15 protein-coding genes and 1 pseudogene are annotated in these 19,670 nt (G+C 36.0%); 7 read left to right on the top strand and 9 right to left on the bottom strand.

Going from position 1 to position 19,670, the window contains the following annotated elements; all coding sequences use genetic code 11:
* Nucleotides 1-10: 10 nt before the first annotated feature.
* The 4 genes from pstA to OEV98_RS13585 form a co-directional block, all read right to left on the bottom strand.
* On the bottom strand, nucleotides 11-898 hold the full coding sequence (gene pstA / locus OEV98_RS13600; RefSeq protein ID WP_263073870.1) for a phosphate ABC transporter permease PstA: 888 nt from the start codon (nucleotides 896-898) through the stop codon (nucleotides 11-13).
* Nucleotides 898-1,818: a phosphate ABC transporter permease subunit PstC gene (gene pstC / locus OEV98_RS13595; RefSeq protein ID WP_263073869.1), complete on the bottom strand. Its 921-nt coding sequence runs from the start codon at nucleotides 1,816-1,818 to the stop codon at nucleotides 898-900. The genes pstA and pstC overlap by 1 nt, the downstream gene beginning before the upstream one ends.
* 105 nt (nucleotides 1,819-1,923) lie before the next feature.
* A complete protein-coding gene (locus OEV98_RS13590; RefSeq protein WP_263073868.1) occupies nucleotides 1,924-2,865 on the bottom strand; it encodes a phosphate ABC transporter substrate-binding protein in 942 nt (313 codons plus the stop codon).
* Between the two features lie 224 nt (nucleotides 2,866-3,089).
* The gene (locus tag OEV98_RS13585; RefSeq protein ID WP_263073867.1) at nucleotides 3,090-3,533 is read right to left on the bottom strand and encodes an Rrf2 family transcriptional regulator; all 444 of its coding nucleotides are present in this window, start codon (nucleotides 3,531-3,533) and stop codon (nucleotides 3,090-3,092) included.
* A gap of 141 nt (nucleotides 3,534-3,674) precedes the next feature.
* Between OEV98_RS13585 and hmpA the strand changes: the two genes are divergently transcribed.
* Complete coding sequence (gene hmpA, locus OEV98_RS13580; protein WP_263073978.1) at nucleotides 3,675-4,904, top strand: NO-inducible flavohemoprotein; 1,230 nt, start codon at nucleotides 3,675-3,677, stop codon at nucleotides 4,902-4,904.
* Between the two features lie 1,109 nt (nucleotides 4,905-6,013).
* On the opposite strand, the gene OEV98_RS13575 is transcribed toward hmpA, so the two are convergent.
* Nucleotides 6,014-6,235 carry a hypothetical protein gene (locus OEV98_RS13575; protein ID WP_263073866.1) on the bottom strand — a complete coding sequence of 74 codons (222 nt, stop codon included), beginning with the start codon at nucleotides 6,233-6,235 and terminating at the stop codon, nucleotides 6,014-6,016.
* 45 nt (nucleotides 6,236-6,280) lie between these two features.
* On the bottom strand, nucleotides 6,281-7,027 hold the full coding sequence (locus tag OEV98_RS13570; RefSeq protein WP_263073865.1) for an SDR family NAD(P)-dependent oxidoreductase: 747 nt from the start codon (nucleotides 7,025-7,027) through the stop codon (nucleotides 6,281-6,283).
* 254 nt (nucleotides 7,028-7,281) lie between these two features.
* Here OEV98_RS13570 and OEV98_RS13565 point away from each other — a divergent pair, with 254 nt between their 5' ends.
* Nucleotides 7,282-9,315 carry an ABC transporter permease subunit gene (locus tag OEV98_RS13565; RefSeq protein WP_263073864.1) on the top strand — a complete coding sequence of 678 codons (2,034 nt, stop codon included), beginning with the start codon at nucleotides 7,282-7,284 and terminating at the stop codon, nucleotides 9,313-9,315.
* A gap of 191 nt (nucleotides 9,316-9,506) precedes the next feature.
* Here the strand turns inward: OEV98_RS13565 and OEV98_RS13560 are convergent, their stop codons facing one another.
* Nucleotides 9,507-10,766 carry a mechanosensitive ion channel family protein gene (locus tag OEV98_RS13560; protein ID WP_263073863.1) on the bottom strand — a complete coding sequence of 420 codons (1,260 nt, stop codon included), beginning with the start codon at nucleotides 10,764-10,766 and terminating at the stop codon, nucleotides 9,507-9,509.
* A gap of 1,259 nt (nucleotides 10,767-12,025) precedes the next feature.
* A pseudogene (locus OEV98_RS17845) lies at nucleotides 12,026-12,097 on the bottom strand (SEC-C metal-binding domain-containing protein); the annotation flags it as partial.
* 632 nt (nucleotides 12,098-12,729) lie between these two features.
* Here OEV98_RS17845 and OEV98_RS13550 point away from each other — a divergent pair.
* Together OEV98_RS13550 and OEV98_RS13545 are read left to right on the top strand one after the other, a co-directional pair.
* Entirely contained in the window at nucleotides 12,730-13,878 is a 1,149-nt protein-coding gene (locus OEV98_RS13550; RefSeq protein ID WP_263073861.1) for a BMQ_0737 family morphogenetic spore coat protein, read from the top strand.
* Between the two features lie 352 nt (nucleotides 13,879-14,230).
* Entirely contained in the window at nucleotides 14,231-14,686 is a 456-nt protein-coding gene (locus OEV98_RS13545) for a M67 family metallopeptidase (protein ID WP_263073860.1), read from the top strand.
* Between the two features lie 83 nt (nucleotides 14,687-14,769).
* Here the strand turns inward: OEV98_RS13545 and OEV98_RS13540 are convergent, their stop codons facing one another.
* Nucleotides 14,770-15,981, bottom strand: a complete 1,212-nt coding sequence (locus OEV98_RS13540) for a hypothetical protein (RefSeq protein WP_263073859.1) — start codon at nucleotides 15,979-15,981, stop codon at nucleotides 14,770-14,772.
* Between the two features lie 284 nt (nucleotides 15,982-16,265).
* Between OEV98_RS13540 and OEV98_RS13535 the strand changes: the two genes are divergently transcribed.
* The 3 genes from OEV98_RS13535 to OEV98_RS13525 all read left to right on the top strand — a co-directional run bounded on the left by OEV98_RS13535 (nucleotide 16,266) and on the right by OEV98_RS13525 (nucleotide 19,279).
* The gene (locus OEV98_RS13535) at nucleotides 16,266-17,174 is read left to right on the top strand and encodes a hypothetical protein (RefSeq protein ID WP_263073858.1); all 909 of its coding nucleotides are present in this window, start codon (nucleotides 16,266-16,268) and stop codon (nucleotides 17,172-17,174) included.
* Nucleotides 17,175-17,268: 94 nt separating this feature from the next.
* The gene (locus OEV98_RS13530; RefSeq protein WP_263073857.1) at nucleotides 17,269-18,135 is read left to right on the top strand and encodes a glycosyltransferase family 2 protein; all 867 of its coding nucleotides are present in this window, start codon (nucleotides 17,269-17,271) and stop codon (nucleotides 18,133-18,135) included.
* 52 nt (nucleotides 18,136-18,187) lie between these two features.
* Nucleotides 18,188-19,279 carry a glycosyltransferase family 4 protein gene (locus tag OEV98_RS13525; RefSeq protein ID WP_263073856.1) on the top strand — a complete coding sequence of 364 codons (1,092 nt, stop codon included), beginning with the start codon at nucleotides 18,188-18,190 and terminating at the stop codon, nucleotides 19,277-19,279.
* The last annotated feature ends 391 nt before the right edge of the window (nucleotides 19,280-19,670 follow it).

The following is a 19,670-nucleotide window of genomic DNA, read 5'->3' as shown; positions in this document are numbered from 1 at the left end:
CCTAATTCATTTATTTCGTAGCTGTCATTTTCTTGTAATACATGCTTCCAATCCATCTTGCCAATAGATTAAAAATGAGCACACTAATTACTAATACAGCCGAAGCACCTGCTGCCTTTTCTGTTACATCTGGAATCAAGCCTTGCGTATTAATACTCCAAATATGAACGGCTAGCGTTTCTGCTGGTCTAAAGATATTTAACGGAGAGTTATCAGCAAATGGATTCCAATTGGTATAATCTAGTCTTGGTGTAGATAATCCAGCGGTATATAACAATGCAGCTGCTTCCCCAAAAATCCGACCAGCAGACAAAATAACACCTGTTAAAATACCTGGAAAAGCACTCGGTAGTAATACTGTTTTCACCGTATGCCATTGCGTAATACCTAAAGCTAAGCTCGCTTCTTTTAATTCTCTTGGCACCGATCGGATAGCATCCTCACAAGTACGCACCATAACAGGGATGTTAAAAATGGCAATCGTTAGTGCCCCACCGAAAATTGTATATCCCCAGCCAGTTGTATTAACAAACACTAACAATCCAAACATCCCAATTACAATCGATGGTAAAGAAGATAGCATTTCAATACAAGAACGGATAAAGTTCGTCAGCTTTCCTGGTTTCGCGTATTGCGCCATATATATTCCGCCTAAAACGCCTAATGGTACGGAAATAATTAAAGTTAGGATTAAAATATAAAAGGAATTAAACAATTGATCACGAATTCCACTACCTGCAAGAATATTACTAGATGGTGAGGTTAAAAAGTCCCAAGAAATTTTGGAAAAGCCATTCATAATAATATAAGCAAATAAATATAAAAGAATGGCGACGATAATCATTGATAATCCAACAAAAGTAATGGTTGCTATACGGTCTGCTATTTTACGATTCATTAGATTTTCCTCCTAGATGACAAGAATCGAATGATGAGAATAAAGATAAAGGACATCACTAGCAAAATTAGACCAAGTGACCATAGTGTATTATTTTCAATACTTCCATAGGTTGTATGTCCAATATTTAATGTGATGATCGTCGTCAATGTAGCAGCCGTATCCGTGATTGAATTAGGAAAATCACTAACATTTCCGATTACCATTTGCACCGCTAACGCCTCTCCAAATGCCCTTGCCATACCTAAAACGATAGCTGTAAGTAAAGAAGGTAATGCAGCAGGAATTAATACTTTTTTAATCGTCTGCCATCTTGTAGCACCTAGTGCATAAGCACCTTCTCTTAAATTTTTCGGTAATGCATTTAGTGCATCTGTTGAAATCGACGTTACAGTAGGTAAAATCATTATAGCCAATACAATGGTTCCAGAAAGGAGACTAAACCCTAATCCTCCGACATGATTACGAATAAATGGAACTAATACAGATAAACCGATAAAACCATAAACGACGGATGGTATGCCTACTAAAAGCTCTATTACAGGTCGAAGCAGCTTATTTCCCCATTTTGGAGCAATTTGCGTCATGAAAATAGCTCCTCCAATTCCAAGAGGTGCTGCAATTAAAGCAGAAAGCATTGTAACTGCAAAAGAACCGAATATAAAATTAAATGATCCAAACGATGGTGTTTCCGATGTTGGATTCCAATTCGTACCAGTTATAAAATCCCATGGATTAATTCCGTTTTTAATAAAGGATTGTAACCCTTTTATCGATAAAAACACCGTCAACGCAATAGTTAGTGTAATAATAATAATTGCACTTGATTTAACAATAATATTTCCTTTTAATTCACTATCTTTCCGATTTTTATTCGATTTCAATAGACGATGACTGCTTAATTCTGTAGTATTTCTCATTTCTTTTTATTCACCCCGTTCATCCAATAAACAGGATAAAGCCTTCTTAAAAAATTCTTAAGAAGACATTTATCCAAAGGAAATTAATTTCAAACTTTATTCAGCTTACTTAATATCTGATAATGCACCTGTAGCATCACGTTCAACTTTCATATCTGTTACAGGAAGATAGCCTTGGTCAGGTAAAATTGTTTTTTGAACATCATCACTAAACAAGTAATCTAAGAAAGTTTTTACTAATCCTTCTGGTTCACCATTTGTGTAAGAGTGTTGGTATGCCCAGATAGGGAATTTACCAGTTTGAACATTTTCATCAGTTGCTTCTACACCATCAATAGATAATGGAGTCACTGCGTCATCTGTAAAGTAAGAAAATGCTAGATAACCAATTGCACCTTCAGTTTCAGAAATGATCTTTTTAACTGTGTTAGAAGAATCTTCTGTAATTCCTTCTGCTGTTTCTGCACCATCTAATCCATATTTTACAAATGTTGCACGAGTACCTGAGGAATCTGGACGATTTACTAAAACAATTTCTTGGTCAGCGCCACCTAGCTCTTTCCAGTTTTTAATTTCACCAGTAAATACTTTAATTAAATCAGCTTTTGAAATGTCTTTAATTCCTACATTAGGGTTAACCGCAGCTGTCATACCGACAACAGCAACTTTGAAGTCTACTAATTTATCTGCTGGAATACCTTCTTTTTCTTCAGCGAACACGTCTGAGTTACCAATATCAACTGAACCTTCTGCTACTTGGCTCAATCCAGTACCAGATCCACCAGCATTTACTTGAATATCTACTTTAGGATTCTCTGCCATAAATTGTTCAGCAGCAGCTGCTACTAACGGTTGCATTGCAGAAGAACCAGAAATTACAATGGAACCAGAAAGCTCTTCTGTTTTTTCTTCCCCTTGATTACCTTCATTACCATTGGAACTACTACTATTATTATTTGTGTCTTCCGCTCCGCTTCCACATGCTGCTAGTACTAAAGCAAAAATTGAAACGAGAATTGCAAGAGATAATTTCTTTATTTTCTTCATCTGTTTTGTCCCCCTAAAGAGTTTAATTTTGCTTACACGTTTATATTAGAGGTAAATTATTAACTTCATATAAACGGAATGTAAATGAATTGTAAATTCGACAGAAATGTGGAAATTTCATCGTATAAACCTTTTAGGAACGGTGTTGCGTGCAAAAAAATACACCGTAATCATTAGTGTTCATACTAATTTTTACGGTGTAATATACTTTCAAATTATTAATATTAATTCTGACTTAAACGAAACAATAAATTTAATTCATTTTTATTTGTAACTAGTTCTTCTAATGTATATCCATATAAAACATTAAGGAATGCTTGTAATGCTTCATTGAGCGCATGCTTTAGCTTGCAGGCAGGAGAAATCGCGCAGTAATTCCCACCTTCTTTAAAGCAATTGACAATGTGAAAGTCCTCTTCTGTTTTCGAAACTACTTCTCCAATATTAATATCTTTCGGGTGTTTCGCTAGTTTTATCCCACCATTCCTTCCACGGATTGTTTCAATATACCCGAGCTGTCCGAGTTGATGAATGATTTTCATTAAATGGTTTTTTGATATATTATAGGATTCGGCAATTTCTAAAATCGTACTTAATTCCCCATCCTTTTTAATTGCTAAATACATAAGTACTCGCAAAGAATAATCTGTATAATTCGTTAACCTCATTTGTTGTGACCCCTTATTAAGCCTTTTTTTTTTATTATACCATGGAAGCTCACCCCCGTTAATTGTGACAACTTTTCAAAAGATGTATTTAAAAGGTATCTTTTATTAACACTATCGTTATATTATAAACATGTATTTTAAATATATGTTTATAAGAGGAGTTCATTTAACATGCTAAATACTAAAACAATTGAGATCATTAAAAGCACAGTACCAGTACTTGAAAAACACGGAAAAGATATTACTACACACTTCTATCAAATGATGTTCCAAAATCACCCAGAATTATTGAATATATTTAATCACGCAAATCAAAGACAAGGACGTCAACAAACAGCATTAGCAAACGCTGTTTATGCTGCAGCTGCGCATATTGACAATTTAGAGGCTATCATTCCAGTAGTAAAACAAATTGGCCAAAAACATCGTGCATTAGGAATTTTACCAGAGCATTACCCGATTGTTGGTGAAAATTTATTGAAGGCAATTAAAGATGTATTAGGGGATGCTGCAACAGATGATATCATTAATGCTTGGGCAGAGGCATATGGTGTCATTGCAGACGCATTTATCGGCATTGAAAAAGAAATGTATCGGGAGGCGAAGGAGCAACCAGGTGGTTGGGAAGGCTTTAGAAAATTTATTGTCGACCGGAAAGTAAAAGAAAGTGATGTGATTACTTCCTTTTACTTAAAACCAGAAGACGGCAACGCAATTGCTTCCTATCAGGCTGGTCAGTATCTAACAGTTAAAGTAAAACCAGAGACGGATGAGTATACACATATTCGCCACTATAGTTTATCTGATGCACCAGGAAAAGATTATTATCGTATTAGCGTAAAACGTGAAGATCATGGTGTCGTTTCTACATATTTACATCAAGAAGTATCAGAAGGCGATGTAGTTTTAGTTAGTGCTCCTGCTGGTGATTTTGTGCTAGAAGCGAAAACAGCACCTGCTGTGCTCATTAGTGGTGGCGTAGGTTTAACACCGATGGTAAGTATGCTCCACACACTTTTAGAACAACAACCAGATCGCGAAGTATTGTTTGTTCACGGTGCATTAAACTCACAAGTCCACGCTTTGAAGAACGAGGTTGCTAGAATAGTAGCTACGCATGCTAATGTTAAAAACTTTGTTGCCTATTCAAATCCAACGGACACGGATCGTGCAGCTATGAATTTTGACAAGGAAGGCTTTATCGAGCTTGATTGGCTACAAAAAATTGTCGCAACGAACCAAGCAGACTTCTATTTCTGTGGACCTGTTCCATTCATGAAAATGATGTATCGTTCTTTAATAGAATGGGGAGTTCCAGCAGGAAACATTCATTTCGAATTCTTTGGTCCTGCAAGCGCATTGACAGAATAATAGATTGAATTATTTGATGATCCCAGTACCTATAGGAGACTGGGATTTTTTTAGCTACTTTTTTAAATCTATTTGGTGGTCATTTTCTTGAAGAGTGGGTTTTTAAAATCAGCTACTACATAATCCCTTTAAAAGGCGTAAATTTCCTTTGATTGGTTGTCTCATTAGGATTTTGTGCTTCAAATCGGATCGTTTTCCTTTTGATGAGTTTTCTCAATAGGATTCTACTCTTCAAATCTGCTACATTTCCTTTTGATGAGCTGTATCAATAGGATTCTGCTATTCAAATTTGCTACATTTCCTTTTGATGAGCTGCATCAATAGGATTCTTAACTAAAAATCTGCTCGTTTTCCTTTTGATGAGTTTTCTCAATAGGATTTTACTCTTCAAATCTGCTATATTTCCTTTTGATGAGTTGTCTCAATAGGATTCTTAGCTAAAAATCTGCTCGTTTTCCTTTTGATGAGCTGCATCAATAGGATTATTAGCTAAAAATCTGCTCGTTTTCCTTTTGATGAGTTTTCTCAATAGGATTTTACTCTTCAAATCTGCTATATTTCCTTTTGATGAGTTGTCTCAATAGGATTCTTAGCTAAAAATCTGCTCGTTTTCCTTTTGATGAGCTGCATCAATAGGATTCTTAGCTAAAAATCTGCTCGTTTTCCTTTTGATTGGTTGTATCAATTGGATTCTGCTATTCAAATCTGCTACATTTCCTTTTGATGAGTTGTCTCAATAGGATTCTTAGCTAAAAATCTGCTCGTTTTCCTTTTGATGAGTTGTCTCAATAGGATTCTTAGCTTCAAATCGACCCAATTTCCTTTTGATTGGTTGCATCAATAGGATTTTTAGCTAAAAATCGACCCGATTTCCTTTTGATTAACTGTCTCAATAGGATTCTTAGATAAAAATCTGCTCGTTTTCCTTTTGATGAGTTGTCTCAATAGGATTCTTAGCTTCAAATCAAACCGATTTCCTTTTGATTAACTGTATCAATAGGATTCTTAGCTAAAAATCTGCTCGTTTTCCTTTTGATTGGTTGTATCAATAGGATTCTGCTATTCAAATCTGCTACATTTCCTTTTGATGAGTTGTCTCAATAGGATTCTTAGCTAAAAATCTGCTCGTTTTCCTTTTGATGAGCTGCATCAATAGGATTCTGTGCTTCAAAATAGTCACGAATTCCTCTCGATACACCAGATAAACAAAATTCTGTACTAACCATTGAACCAAAAGCTATTCGATGCTTGTGTGAATGAGCACTGATCAATAATAATCCTGCTTCGTACAGTTTCCGAGAAAGCTCCTGTACAGAAAAAGACCTGGCCACAACGACCAGATCCTCCACCATTACCTGTATATCCCTCATAAAAAGTTAAATATATATTTGTCCGCCAGCACAATTTACAATTGAGCCATTTAATGTTTTTGCTCCATTCATTGCAAAAATAACAACGTCCGCAATCTCTTCCGCGGTTGCTGGAATATTGGGAGCAGTTGTCGCTGCTATTTTCGCTCCGATTTCCTCTGTATAGGTTGAAATCGCCTGTGCCGAAATATTCGTTTGCATTGTATTCGGTGCAACACCAACCGCAAAAATATTCAAATCTTGATAGTCCTGGCCGATTGATTTCGTTAAGCCTGCTAATGCATGCTTGGAGGCAGCATAAATTCCATTGAAGGCCGTTGGTTTAAAGGAGTTCGATGAAACAGTGTTGATGATCACGCCACCTCCATTTTCTATCATTACAGGAATTACATATTTGATTCCGAGAAATGCTCCTTTAAGGTTGATATTCATTAACCGATCATATTCCTCACTTGAATATTCATGTAGCAATCGGAAAGGAAGCATTATCCCGGCATTATTATGGAAATAATCAATTGTCCCAAAGGATGCCACCGTTTGTGCAACATAATGTTTCACATCAGCCTCACTCGCTACATTTGCTTTAACAAAAATCACTTCTGCCCCAAGCATTTTTGCTTCTTCTGCGGTTGCTTGGCCATCCTTTTCATTGTAATCTACTAAACTTAAACGATATCCTTGCGCAGCTAGCTTTAATGCTGTCGCTCTACCAAGACCTGTTGCTGCACCAGTAATTAAGACCACTTTATTCATATCATTACCTCCTAAAAATTTTTATAACAGTTAAGAATCACTCAGTCAGTTTAAGCGCTTACAAAAAACTGTTTAAATAACTCAAGTAACTGTCTAATTTAATAATAGAATAAGTGAAAAAATATTACCATTATGAACAAACACGATTCCTGTTCATTTATCTTCGGTATCCATTCCTACTTATATATTAATATACATTGTTTTCTGATATAATAAAAAATACAATCTATTTACTAAAAAAATAGGAGGAAGAAATGAAATTTATTAAAAGCATCCTTTTCTACTTTTTTGGTGTAATCGGGATCCTATGTATTAGCGTGTTTCCCGAATACATAACCTCCATACAAATTACTAATGGAGCGAATTATTTTGTTCAGCTTTTTTCTTTTATCGCCTCCCTTGCAAATCCGGATTCATGGGTATATACCTCCTATGCTTCAACTAAGGGATTTCCGATCTTTTCGGTCCTTTTCGAGCCTTTCATCTATTCGATGAAAATTCTTTTTGGGGCTATTTTTTTCGGATTTATTATCGCATTTCTTTTAGCTATTTTATTTAAGTATTTTAATCGGCGTGCCCCAATTATTAAATCAATACTTGATTTCCTTGAATCCATTCCAGATTTATTAATTGCAACACTACTTCAGGCACTTTCTGTTTTTATTTTTCAAAAAACGGGAGTGGATTTGTTTCGAGTGGCTGGATTTAAGGAACCCGTATATTTTGCACCTATCGTAACATTGGCAATTTTACCAGCAATTTCGTTTCTAAAAATCTTGCTCCTTTTAATTGAAGAAGAATCTATCAAAAATTACGTCCTTTTCTTAAAAGGGAAAGGAATCGGGACTTTGAAAATTTTATTACAGCATATTTTCCGGAATATTATGCCTGGATTATCGCAAAGGATGAAAGTCATTATTTGGGGAACTTTATCTAGCCAATATATAATTGAATATATTTTTAATATCCATGGTATATACAATTATTTGCTAGAAAGCTTCACTCCAATAACGATTTTCACATCACTACTTCTTATCTTCACACCGTTTTATGTTATTTTCCAAATTTTGGATTACTGGTTGGAGGATACAACAGAAAATTCAATGGATAAAATCGAACGACGGAATAAAATTTCCCTTTCCAAGAGGCTAAAAATATGGAAGGATGATATCCTTTTCACAATGAAAAAGCTACGAATCAAAAACAATGGCTTCCTACGGGGGCTTCGAAATGGTTTCCGATCGCTAATACCATATTTAAAAAACATAAAAATCATTATCGGTAGTTTATTCTTTATTTTAACGATAGGCTACAGCTTTATTTATTCTTTAGCTACTGATAGCCAAGTAGATCAAGTGATGCTCCTTTACGAGGAAGATGGTATAACATTACTTTCTACACCACCTCATGCTCCAACAGAACCATTTTTATTTGGATCGGATCGCTACGGGAATAGCATTTTCGATCAAATAGTGGTGGGAGCTAAGTATACATTATTTTTTGGATTAGCTATCGCATGTTTACGGGTAGTAGGTGGATTGATTTTCGGTATGCTTTTCGCATTTTATTTCAATCAAAGATGGCAACGATGGTTTGAAAAATTAGTAGATTCCTTGCATTTTGTGCCTTTAAGTGTTATTGCTTATGTCCTTTTGGCACCGATTTTAGTATCACATGGACATGAATTTTCGTTTTCCTTAACTGAGCGAATTTTAATTGAGATTCTCATTTTAACTTTATTTGTTCTGCCATTAACTACTGTGTTAATTGGAAAGGATATTAAGAATGTTACAGCGCAAGAATATATTTTATCTGCTAAAACGGTTGGATGTAGTAAGTTTTATCTCTTTTCCCGATACATATTGCCACAAATAAGTCCGAAAATGTCCATATTATTTGGACAGCAATTTATTCAAGTATTATTGATATTTATTCATCTGGGAATATTTGATCTCTATTTTGGTGGGACAAAGCTAATCATAGGTTTTGATTCTGCGCCTGTTTCGGTAACATATGAATGGTCTGGCTTAATAGGGGCAATAGGTAGAATGTCAATGAGAACTGGTCAGTATTGGTATTTATTAGTACTTGTTGCATTTATTCTCGCAATCTTCGCGATGCAGTTAATAATTAAAGGAATAACAGACGTTCAGCAAAGCAGAATTGGGGTATTGCATAGATTTCGGAAAAAACGGTTTGCTAAAAAAGCAGACCCATCATTCGAAAATACAGAATTATTGTCGGAACAAAATTTTCGTTGGATGGAAAAAAATGATCTTAACGTATAATTGATTTGAAATGAATATTTTTGCTACGTTTCTCTACCCTTGTACGAAATGGAACAAGGGTAGAGTGGTTTTTCACGGCAACTATTATTTGATTTGCCTGTTAAATTCTCTAATTACTGTCACTGCTCAAGTAATAATGGAGTATTTTCTAACACTTATTCTTATAATTCATCAAGCGCTAGTAAGCAGCCTTAATTACTACCTTCGCTTTCTTTTACAGTTTCCTCTCCATCTCTCAGCAGCCGTAAATCATGACCAGTTGGATTTTGGAAAATTCGCAAGCCAAATTCCGAAGCTACAGCAAATAGATGGTCAAAAATATCCGATTGAATGGATTCATACACGTCCCATTGCGTATTATTCGTAAACGCATATATTTCGAGTGGCAAACCATTAGCCCCAGGCTCTAGCTGTCTAACAAGCAATGTCATCTCTTTATGAATACCTGGGTGATTTTGCAGGTAGTGCTGAATATATGCTCGAAAAACACCGATATTAGTCATAGCCCTTCCGTTGACCCGATTTTGTTTATTAATATTCTCATTATGTTCAGCAATTTCCTTTTCCTTCACGGTAATATAATCGGTGAGATAATGAATATGTTTATATTTTTCAATCATCGCATCAGAACAAAATGAAATACTCGTCATATCGATGAATAAAGATCGTTTAATTCTTCTACCACCAGCACTTTGCATGCCTCGCCAATTTTTAAAGGAGTCGGAAATAAGTGCATAGCTTGGAATTGTGACAATGGTTTTATCCCAATTTTGGACCTTTACGGTGTTTAAGGAAATATCGATTATATCTCCATCTGCCCCATATTTCGGCATTTCAATCCAATCGCCTACTCGAACCATGTCATTGGAGGACAATTGAATTCCCGCTACTAAACCTAACAGGGAATCTTTAAATACAAGCATAAATACAGCGGATAATGCTCCGATTCCACTTAAGAGAATGAATGGGCTCCGTCCCATTAGACTTGCAATGATTATGATTCCACCGATGATAATTAAAATAATTTTTACCACCTGTATGTATCCTTTAATCGGCCGGATCTTGGAAATTTCATACGTTCGGTAAATATCGTCAATTGCGTTTAAAAAGCTGTTGAACACAAGTAGTGCAACAATAATGATGTAGATTGCCGCACCCTTTTCAATGATATTCTGATACTGTGGGAACGTTGGTGCATAATGATAAATAATGATTGCTGGTACAATATGGGAGAGCTTATGAAATACTTTACGGTTCAGTAAATAATTATCCCATGTTACTTTCGTACGGTTGACGTAATGCGTGATCAGCCGAATCACAATTTTTTTCGTGATAAAGTTTGCAATTACGCAAACGAGCATAATAAAAATAATCATCCCGATAACAGAAAGTGTTACTGCTAGATCTGACTCTACACCATATCCTTCCAGCTTTTTCTGAATAATGTCCATATGCCTCATCCTTGTATCAATTGATAGTTAACTTTTTCTCTACCCTCTATAATAAAGTATCTCCCATAGAAAAGAGAATGTCAGAGGGAAAATTTTTTTAAAAGTAATGGAATGCTTTCGTATAGATTGTTGCCATTTGTCTGAAGACTGCAGAAGGATACACACCGAGCATCGATTCGTACGAATGGAAGTATCTGTGTATTCCGTTTGCATAGCGCTTCATTTAATAAACTTATCTCATAATATAACAACAATCCTTTAGAATTAGCCAATGTAAAAAAAAAACAGGAGAAATATTCGCGCATGGAATGTTCTCCTGTCGTAAAAATTATTTTTTTGATATTTTCTATGTTATACAAATGAATACTTAAGCGTTAAGCGCCTGTCTTTAGATCCTCAATACGTTCTACTATTGATTGCTTGTCGCTGGCATCTTTGACAAATGTTAAAGCTTTTTCGTATAGTGCTTGTGCCCGCTGATGGTCTGCTGTTTTCGGATTCATCCACTCGGTATAGGCATCACCCCAACGAACGTATATCCATGTCATCTCTTCGTCTTTATATTTCTCCTTTGATAATGCTTCAAAAAGTGTATCTCCAGCTTTTACTTGATTTAGCTGAAATAAGGCTTCCGCTCCAGCAGTTCCCATATTCATTAACACTGATGGGTTTGATTCCGGAAAATGTTTACGAAATTCGGTCGTGAATTGAAATACCATTTCTAAATAACGAGGATCCTTTTGCCCTAAACTAGATAATGCCATTTCAAAATCTTGCACCCAATTAAAATAACTTTGTGCCATAAATGGAGCTGTCAAGGCATCCAATTGTTCGATAGAGGAAACCTGTCTAGGAGTCAGCCATGCAAATGTTTTGTTCCAAAGTTCCCACCAAAGCTCACATGCCGCTTCCTCCTCTTTGTTTTCATATAATTGATACCCATCTTGCATCATGGAGTGAAGCATCTCTGCCAAAATATGGTCAGGTGCTAGTCGTTTTGCTAGCACACGAATAACGTAAAAGGCAAATTCAGCTGAAATAGTACTTTCGTTCAACTGATACGATTTTACCCATTCATCAAATAATTCCTTCGCGGATTTTTTTGATATGATTGCTTTTACAAAAGATTGCTCGTCCATTGTCAGCCCTAGCTCATTAAGCTTTGTAAAAATCTCTTCACTTGTTAGTTGTGCTACCTTCTCCAAGCTCCAGCTTTCCGTTTTCCCGTTATTAGGCTGCGTCTGATCAAATGTTACATCTTTATTCATACAGCATTTTTTGTATTTTTTCCCACTGCCGCATGGACATGGGTCGTTTCTACCAATGTTCATCTTTACTCCTCTTTTCGTTTTCATTACGACGCTTTACTCAGCGAGTTTATCACTTCAAACGATAGGCAATAGTTTCTATGCTAATACCATTATAATCATACCGATGTTTTTTTCTATTGCCAAATAGCCTGCTTTGCAATATGCTAGCATTTTTTACTGTAATGCTTCTTTTCCAATTAGAGGCTTTTCTCCAATTCATTATGATTCGATTACTTGCTTATATGATGATATGCTCCTTGTTATCGCTTAGGCTAATTGATAGTTTTTGAAAATGATATCCACAGATTTTTCTTATTATCAAAATTGGCATCATCCACATTTCTATTCAGTAAAGATGAATCTTGCGGACATCTTCCCATGTTTACTATTTTCCAGATTAGATTCCTTTCCATTTCTCTGAATAAAAATACAGATTTTTGAAAGGTGAGAAATGCGAAAGTTTACATTTGAATCAGGTCACTTATGAATGGCTGCATATTTTGAGTAGTAACTTAACTCGTCTTTTTGAATATATCTATTGATAGTCAATTACCTAAATTTGCCTATTTTTTATATTATTGTAGCCTTTGATGTATATACCTCATATGATGTTATGGAATTAGATATCTATTCTTATGAAAGGAAAGATGTATATGCAGAAAAGGATTAAAGCAATCCAGGGACAGCAAGTTGACCCCAACCCTATTGGCCCTGAATGTATAAGAGTTACTAAAATCTACGATTGGGTTACACTAACAAATCGTGAAAGATCTAATGTAACTATTCCTGAAGAATGCTTAGACCAAATTACAGAATGCCTGGAAGAAGGCAATACTATATCTGTTACTTGTTCAGAAGTAGTGGCAGGAAGAAGCTGTGATTTAGTAGGAGCAGTTCCTACGGATATCGGCGTTCCAGGTGCACAAATTGTTACATTAGCATTTCAAGTACAAATAAACGTACAATTCTTATGCAACGGTGCTCCATTATGTAGTTTTGTAACACCTGTCGGTTATGTAGATGATGTTATTCTTTGCTTCCCTGAAGGCACAGAGATTAACTGCCAAATTTATCAAGTACAATGCAACGCTGTGTATAATCAAATGTTAGGGAATGTAGTCGTATTGGATGTTGTTATTTGTCCATCCATTCGTGTCGAAGCAGAAGTGGCATTAGAAGTAGAAGCTAGATTCTGCGGACCTCGTCAAATTATTCCAATTCCTGAACAAGAGGTTGCGTGCCCATTCCCAGAATTTCCACCACAATGTCCTACATTCTTCCCAGCTCCTTCGACCGTTGTTCAAGGTGCGGCAGAATATACAGGACCAGTTACACTCAGCTACATTGAAGGTGCTGCTGCAACAGGTGGCATAGCTGCTAGACAGGTATTTACAACTACACCAACTGGTGAAATTGATTTTACTGCATTAATCGCTGATGATTGTAATCTTGCGAATAGCAGAATTCAAATTAACTTCCTCGAAACACCTGGAGCAACACCAACTCCAATGGCTACACCTGAGGATGAACTAGATCAAAGCTTTACATTTACTGCAACTGATTTTAATCAACCAACACCTGTAGGTACAAACGGGTTAACAGTAACAGGTACTGGAATATTCTCACCTTCTGGCGGTGTATCAGAAAATGCAACATTTACACTAACAATGACTGATGTCGACCCAGTTGGAGACAGTGCAACTATCACTATTACAAGCGCAACTGCTATCGTGACAATTGCTCTTACAGATGTCACAAATGTTGGTCTAGAAGTAGAAGTAGCACCTTGCAGCAGTTTATAATATTGTATTCCCAATCATTCATTTTTGTAACACCAGGAAAAGGGATTTCTTCTCCTGGTTTTTAATTGATAAATACAGCATCGTGCATTCCGCATCCAGACAATCGGAATGCACGATAATTTTAAGAAACAGCATGTTCTTATATTCCAAATTCCTATTATTAAATTTTATAACGAATGTTCAGCCAATCAAAGACAGTTTATTAAATACCTTTTAATAGATTTTAAGGAGATGGGTCATTTGAGCAATAGCAAATTAACTAAGAAGGTTAGACAAAAATTAGGCCTACCGAAAAATAATACAGTGAAAATTCCCAAGGCTAAACCAGCAAGGATCCAAGTTCAATCATCCAGTGGAAAAGGAAAAGGCTGCTGCGGTAAAAGCAGATAAATTCAAATTAAAACAAGCACAACTGGTGATGACAAGTCATACGTATCAATCAATAGTCAATCATTGTAAAATGGAACTCCCACTTGAAGCATGTGGAATATTATCTGGAAAAAATGGTACTATTTGTTCTATTTGGCCAATGAAAAATATGGATTACAGTGAGGTTTCTTTTTCGATGTCAGTACATGATATAGAGAAAGTATTCCATTTAATTGAAGCAAAGCAGGAGCAATTACTGGCGATTTATCACTCACACCCTACTGCGCCGGCAATTCCATCTCCTGGAGATATTAAATATCACAATTACCCGGAATTGAGCTATATAATTGTTTCCTTAAAAAATCGAAAACCGGACGTTAGGGCATATAAAATTGTGAGCAAGCAAGTCAGTCCTTTAGTTATTAAACAAATTGACTAAAAATAGCTACTCAGCATAAATCATTGCCTTTTATAACAAGCTTAAGTAGCCGATGATCCTATCGCTGTTCATCGGCTACTTGTTTAATTTAATAATAACGAGATTTTATTATTAGAAACGATTTCTAGCTTATGTTCAGAGAAGAAAGTATAGGCTTCTATTTTAATAGAATTGACATGTTCCATGTCATTCACCTTCATTTGGATGTTGGATAGGCTAATATTTTCATCTGGGGCAATTGTTAGCTCGTTTATTGGACATATCCATATTTCTCCTTTTTCTTGTGCATCCTCCTGCCAATGGTCATACATATAGCGCCATCCTTTAGGACCATCCGACGTTTGAATGCCTTGTGTTTGGATTGCATTTGGAGGTAAAATTTGACCATTAAAGCTAACACTACCTGGTGGCGATATACGAAAACAAATAATAGGGTTTCGTAATAGAACGTTCCCAGTATTTTTGAGTGATAAGCCACCAAATATTTTCGGTGTTTTATTTTTCATTAGGAAGAGATGATAATCAAAGAATGACTCTGCGCGTGCAAGTATATTTTTCTGAGCTGGTTGATTCCTTTGTACTTGAGTATCCATTATCTCTTGAGCAGTTTCTTCTATTAATGCAATCTCCTTATTAGCCATGGTTGTGGTGAAAGCTTTTAGCCAGTGCTCCAGAGGGAAAATAGAAAGGAGAGATTGTCTGTTATCCCCTTGAAGCTTGTGAAGTAATCCTAATGATAGAATAGCAGCCAAGCTTTTTCCTACCTTTTCCCAAAAGGATGCCTCCATTTCCATTGGATACAAAATATGACACGCTACTTTTTGATAGGTTTCTTTCTCATCTATTTCATGAATCACTAGTTTAATAGTATGTTTCTCGCACTCGGACTTGATCTCATTTATCCATTCTGCTGCAAATTCTGCTGGCGAACAGTAGATTTCCAATGTTGTATCTTGTAAATATGGTAGCTGACTAATAAATATGGACAGGCTAAGATCTAACGCCTCCACCTTTTCCTGCTCTGATTGGCTATATTGTACGCCACTGCTCTTTAAGCTATTTTGGATAAATTGAAGCATTTGCTCCTCATATCGTTCCATTCGTAACGAGCTTTGTAAATGTTGATCCCGCAATAACAGGATACGTTTATTCGATAATCCAGGAAGTAATGTTATCCTTCCTGCGGTTACATCCATATCCACCTGAAATCCCCATGCACGGCAGCAATAATAAAACGCTGGCACCGTTTCATCCGGGATGGAATAACAATTCGTATTGCCTAGAAAAACTTCCATTTCTCTTCACCTCTCATCGATTGGTGCGAATATATGTGACATACGATGACCATTATATGATTCTCCATTCCCAAATGTTAAAACCCCCTATTCATTAGCATTTCACTATGTCCTTGTCACCATTTGAAAAACAATCGCATATTTTAAGATGAAAACTTCCTTTTTCATACAAGAAAAAAGATACGGATTTGTTATTTATTTTTATTATTATTCTATTACCTTAATCGAATGGTGTGATTAGGTGATGGGCAGTGCAAATCTTAATACATTGGAGCAGATTAGCGATGAAATATGAGAAGAAAACAAAACTTACCCCGGTACAGATGGAACAAATGATTATCCATTTAAAAGCAGAGGTCGAAAAACACAAACGAAAAGCAGAAAAGTATGAGCAGGAATACAACAATAGCCATATTAAACACCTCAAGCAAACGATAAATAACTTAACGAAAGAAACAGAAAGACTACAAAGGACTATACAAAAACAAGAAAATGAACAAACCTCTACGAAAAATCATTATCTCGCACAAATCCAGGATTTACGTACAGAATTAAAAACAAACTTACGAGAAAAAACAGATGTCATCACAAGACTGGAGGAGACTATTTCCGAATTAAAGGAGGAAAACGAGAAGCTAAGAAATAAATTAAAAAAATATGAAGGAAATGAAAGAGGAAATTTTCAAGTATCCAAAAAAGGAACAAATGAAGAAAATGGCAATACTTCATCCGTTCACCACCAATCAGTGAATTTAAATAATGCCAGTACAAAAGCAAACAGCAAGTTCATATATCACAGAGATAAAGTAATGCCTACAAGTAAAAAAAATATGGATAAACAGCCAGAGAATAGAAGCAACCCTTCAAAAATCATGCATCATCCACATAAAAGTCTGGAAAATCCGATTAAAACTTTTCAATTTTCCTATGATTCCATTAAACAAAAAACCCCAGTAGCGTTCACTAATCAAAAGGAGCAGCAATCGAACCAAAATCTTCCTACTAATAATCTCCAAAATCGGAATCCTGGTTGGCAGCAATCTATAGCTAAGCCAACCACTGTTAGAAGAAACATAGCTAATGTAATGACATCTACTAACCTTACTTCCTTTGCAGAAGGGAACTTTTTACGAAATAACCAATTCCTTACTCAGCCAACCGCTGTGGACCCCTTTAGACATTTAAGAAAATAGTTGTTATTCCGTTTGCTTTCCATCTATTAATTGTAGCTCTTTTACAGATTGCTAGAGATTACATTCAAAATATTGCTGTGAAGGGGGATGAATCATGGACGTCTCTATTATATTCCCTGTGAAAAATGAGGGAATACAATTAAAAAATACTTTGGATTCCCTTTTTTCCAAAAAAACGAACACTACATTCAAAATTATTATCGTTAATGACGGGTCTAACGACGGATGCTGTGATTTTTTGAATAGCTATGAGAAAAAAGAATCTATCAACCTTATCGTGACGGAAGGAATCGGTGCTGCAAACGCCAGAAATCTTGGGGCTAGTCATGCAGATAGTGACTATTTAATATTTTGTGATGCTCATCTCCAGTTTGAGGATTGGTGGATTGATCGACTTTTAGAGCCGCTACATTTACAGCAGACAGATGCCGTTTCACCTGCTATCGGTTCATTTAATAATGACGATTTCATCGGGTTTGGTCAAACACTTTTGCCGAATCTACGAATTAAATGGAATGCTAAGCCGGATGGTTTAAGTGAAACTGCAATCTTACCCGGTGCCTGTTTGGCAATTAGCCAAAGGATTTTTGCGGAAGTAGGTGGTTTTGACAAAGGTTTTCCCACTTGGGGGCATGAAGATGTCGAATTTTCGATAAAATTATGGCTGTTTGGCTATCGCTGCCATGTACTTCCAACGGTAAAGATTCTCCATTTTTTCAAAAAGCAGCTCCCATATGAGGTTCGATATGAAGACTTTTTTTATAACTTACTAAGAATGGCCTATTCTCACTTTACAATTGAAAGAATCCAGAAATGCAAAAAACTAATGCTTCACACAAAGGCGAGGGAAATTGAACGAAAAGTAGTAAAAAATGGTGGATTAGATCAAAGGAGAAATTATTTCAAGAGGAGAGTCCATACGGATGACTGGTACTTCCATAAGTTTACAATTGACTTTTAATTAACGATTACAACCATTCCATCATTGGCCAAAGGATTCAGGAGGAAACTACATGAATATTTTATTTGTTTACTATCTTCCAAGCGGAGGTGTGGAAACTCTCAATCGGCAAAGATCGATTGCTTTAAAGAAATATGGAATTCATTGTGATTTTCTTTACTATCAAAAAAAGCGTGAATTAATAAATATACATGAAGGACGGACATTTGTTACTGATAATAACGAGGAGATTGCGAAAATCATCCAAAATGGCAACTATACTGCCATTGTTTTAACCTCTGATTATATTGGACTTTCTCGATTTAGAAAAATAGGATATACAGGTTTGCTAATATATGAAATTCAAGGACTTGGAACAGAGAAAACAGCACAAAGAGAACTTAAAAAAGCCTCCTACCTTATTTCTAAATTTGCGGACGCGATTTTAGTATCGAAAACACCACATATTTTAGCGATTCTTCAAGCTTTGCCAAATTTACCACAGACCTTTGTTATGAATAATTGCTTCGATATAGAGCATTTTTCCTATCTGCCATCCCAATCACAAATTGGCCAACCTATCATTGCTTGGATTGGCAGAATTGAAAATAATAAAAATTGGTCGGAATTTCTGCACATTGGTCACCAGCTGATCGAGAAATATAACCCCAATATTCAATTGATGATATTCGAGGATCCTACACTATCCTCACCAGACGAAAGGCAGAAGTTTCAGCAAACCATCCAAACATTAAACTTAACAAGGAATTTAATCATCCATTCCAATATTCCCCATGAAAGGATGGCAACCTTTTATTCAATGATCGGTGACTCAGGGGGGCTATTATGCTCAACCTCTATTACGGAAGGCTTTGGCTATGCTATTGTTGAAGCGATGAGCTGTCTTTGCCCAGTACTCTCGACTCGATCAGATGGTGTTAGCAATTCAATCATTCATAATCAGACTGGTAAATATTATACGATTGGAAATATTACCGAAGCATTCAATGAAGGCAAGGAATTAATGGAAAATAAGACGTTAAGAGAACAAATCCGTTATGCAGCACTCCATCATGTGAAACAGGAGTTTAGCATTGAAACATACGGATCCCAGTTTCTTTATATGATTAATCGATTAAAACAGGCAAAAAACAAAAAGGTGTAAACTTCTGAAGGCTGGGACAAAAGTATTTTTATGTAAGAGAATCCGAACAAAGTTAAGTAGGTAAATTCACTCCGGAAATATACTTCGCTTTCCGCTGGCATGGCCTTATCCTCCTCCTCCGCTACGCTTCGTGCGGGGTCTTCGGCTTATGCTTTTCCCGCAGGAGTCTACGTATATTTCCTCCGCTATCCGAATGATTGTTCGTCTTACATTTAAACATCCATTGTTATGTCCCAGCCTCTTTTATGATAAGAATAAAATGGATGTCCGTTTTCAGGGACGTTTCCGCTTGCCAGGCTCGAGTCTCCTGATATGTACGAAACTATCAAGGCTCTCACTCAATATTAAGTTTTGATTTATATTTTTCCAACTCTAAGAAGAGAAGCTAAAT

The organism is Perspicuibacillus lycopersici, assembly GCF_025660475.1.
Taxonomy (GTDB): domain Bacteria; phylum Bacillota; class Bacilli; order Bacillales; family Caldibacillaceae; genus Perspicuibacillus; species Perspicuibacillus lycopersici.
Note: the sequence above shows the minus strand (reverse complement) of the source record. Positions and strands in the feature narration are given on the sequence as shown.

Coding starts and splice junctions, on each gene's coding strand:
- pstC (WP_263073869.1), bottom strand. CDS start 1,818: ATGAGAAATACTACAGAATTAAGCAGTCATCGTCTATTGAAATCGAAT.
- OEV98_RS13530 (WP_263073857.1), top strand. CDS start 17,269: ATGGACGTCTCTATTATATTCCCTGTGAAAAATGAGGGAATACAATTA.
- OEV98_RS13560 (WP_263073863.1), bottom strand. CDS start 10,766: ATGGACATTATTCAGAAAAAGCTGGAAGGATATGGTGTAGAGTCAGAT.
- OEV98_RS13570 (WP_263073865.1), bottom strand. CDS start 7,027: ATGAATAAAGTGGTCTTAATTACTGGTGCAGCAACAGGTCTTGGTAGA.
- OEV98_RS13565 (WP_263073864.1), top strand. CDS start 7,282: ATGAAATTTATTAAAAGCATCCTTTTCTACTTTTTTGGTGTAATCGGG.
- OEV98_RS13550 (WP_263073861.1), top strand. CDS start 12,730: ATGCAGAAAAGGATTAAAGCAATCCAGGGACAGCAAGTTGACCCCAAC.
- OEV98_RS13585 (WP_263073867.1), bottom strand. CDS start 3,533: ATGAGGTTAACGAATTATACAGATTATTCTTTGCGAGTACTTATGTAT.
- pstA (WP_263073870.1), bottom strand. CDS start 898: ATGAATCGTAAAATAGCAGACCGTATAGCAACCATTACTTTTGTTGGA.
- OEV98_RS13540 (WP_263073859.1), bottom strand. CDS start 15,981: ATGGAAGTTTTTCTAGGCAATACGAATTGTTATTCCATCCCGGATGAA.
- OEV98_RS13525 (WP_263073856.1), top strand. CDS start 18,188: ATGAATATTTTATTTGTTTACTATCTTCCAAGCGGAGGTGTGGAAACT.
- OEV98_RS13535 (WP_263073858.1), top strand. CDS start 16,266: ATGAAATATGAGAAGAAAACAAAACTTACCCCGGTACAGATGGAACAA.
- OEV98_RS13590 (WP_263073868.1), bottom strand. CDS start 2,865: ATGAAGAAAATAAAGAAATTATCTCTTGCAATTCTCGTTTCAATTTTT.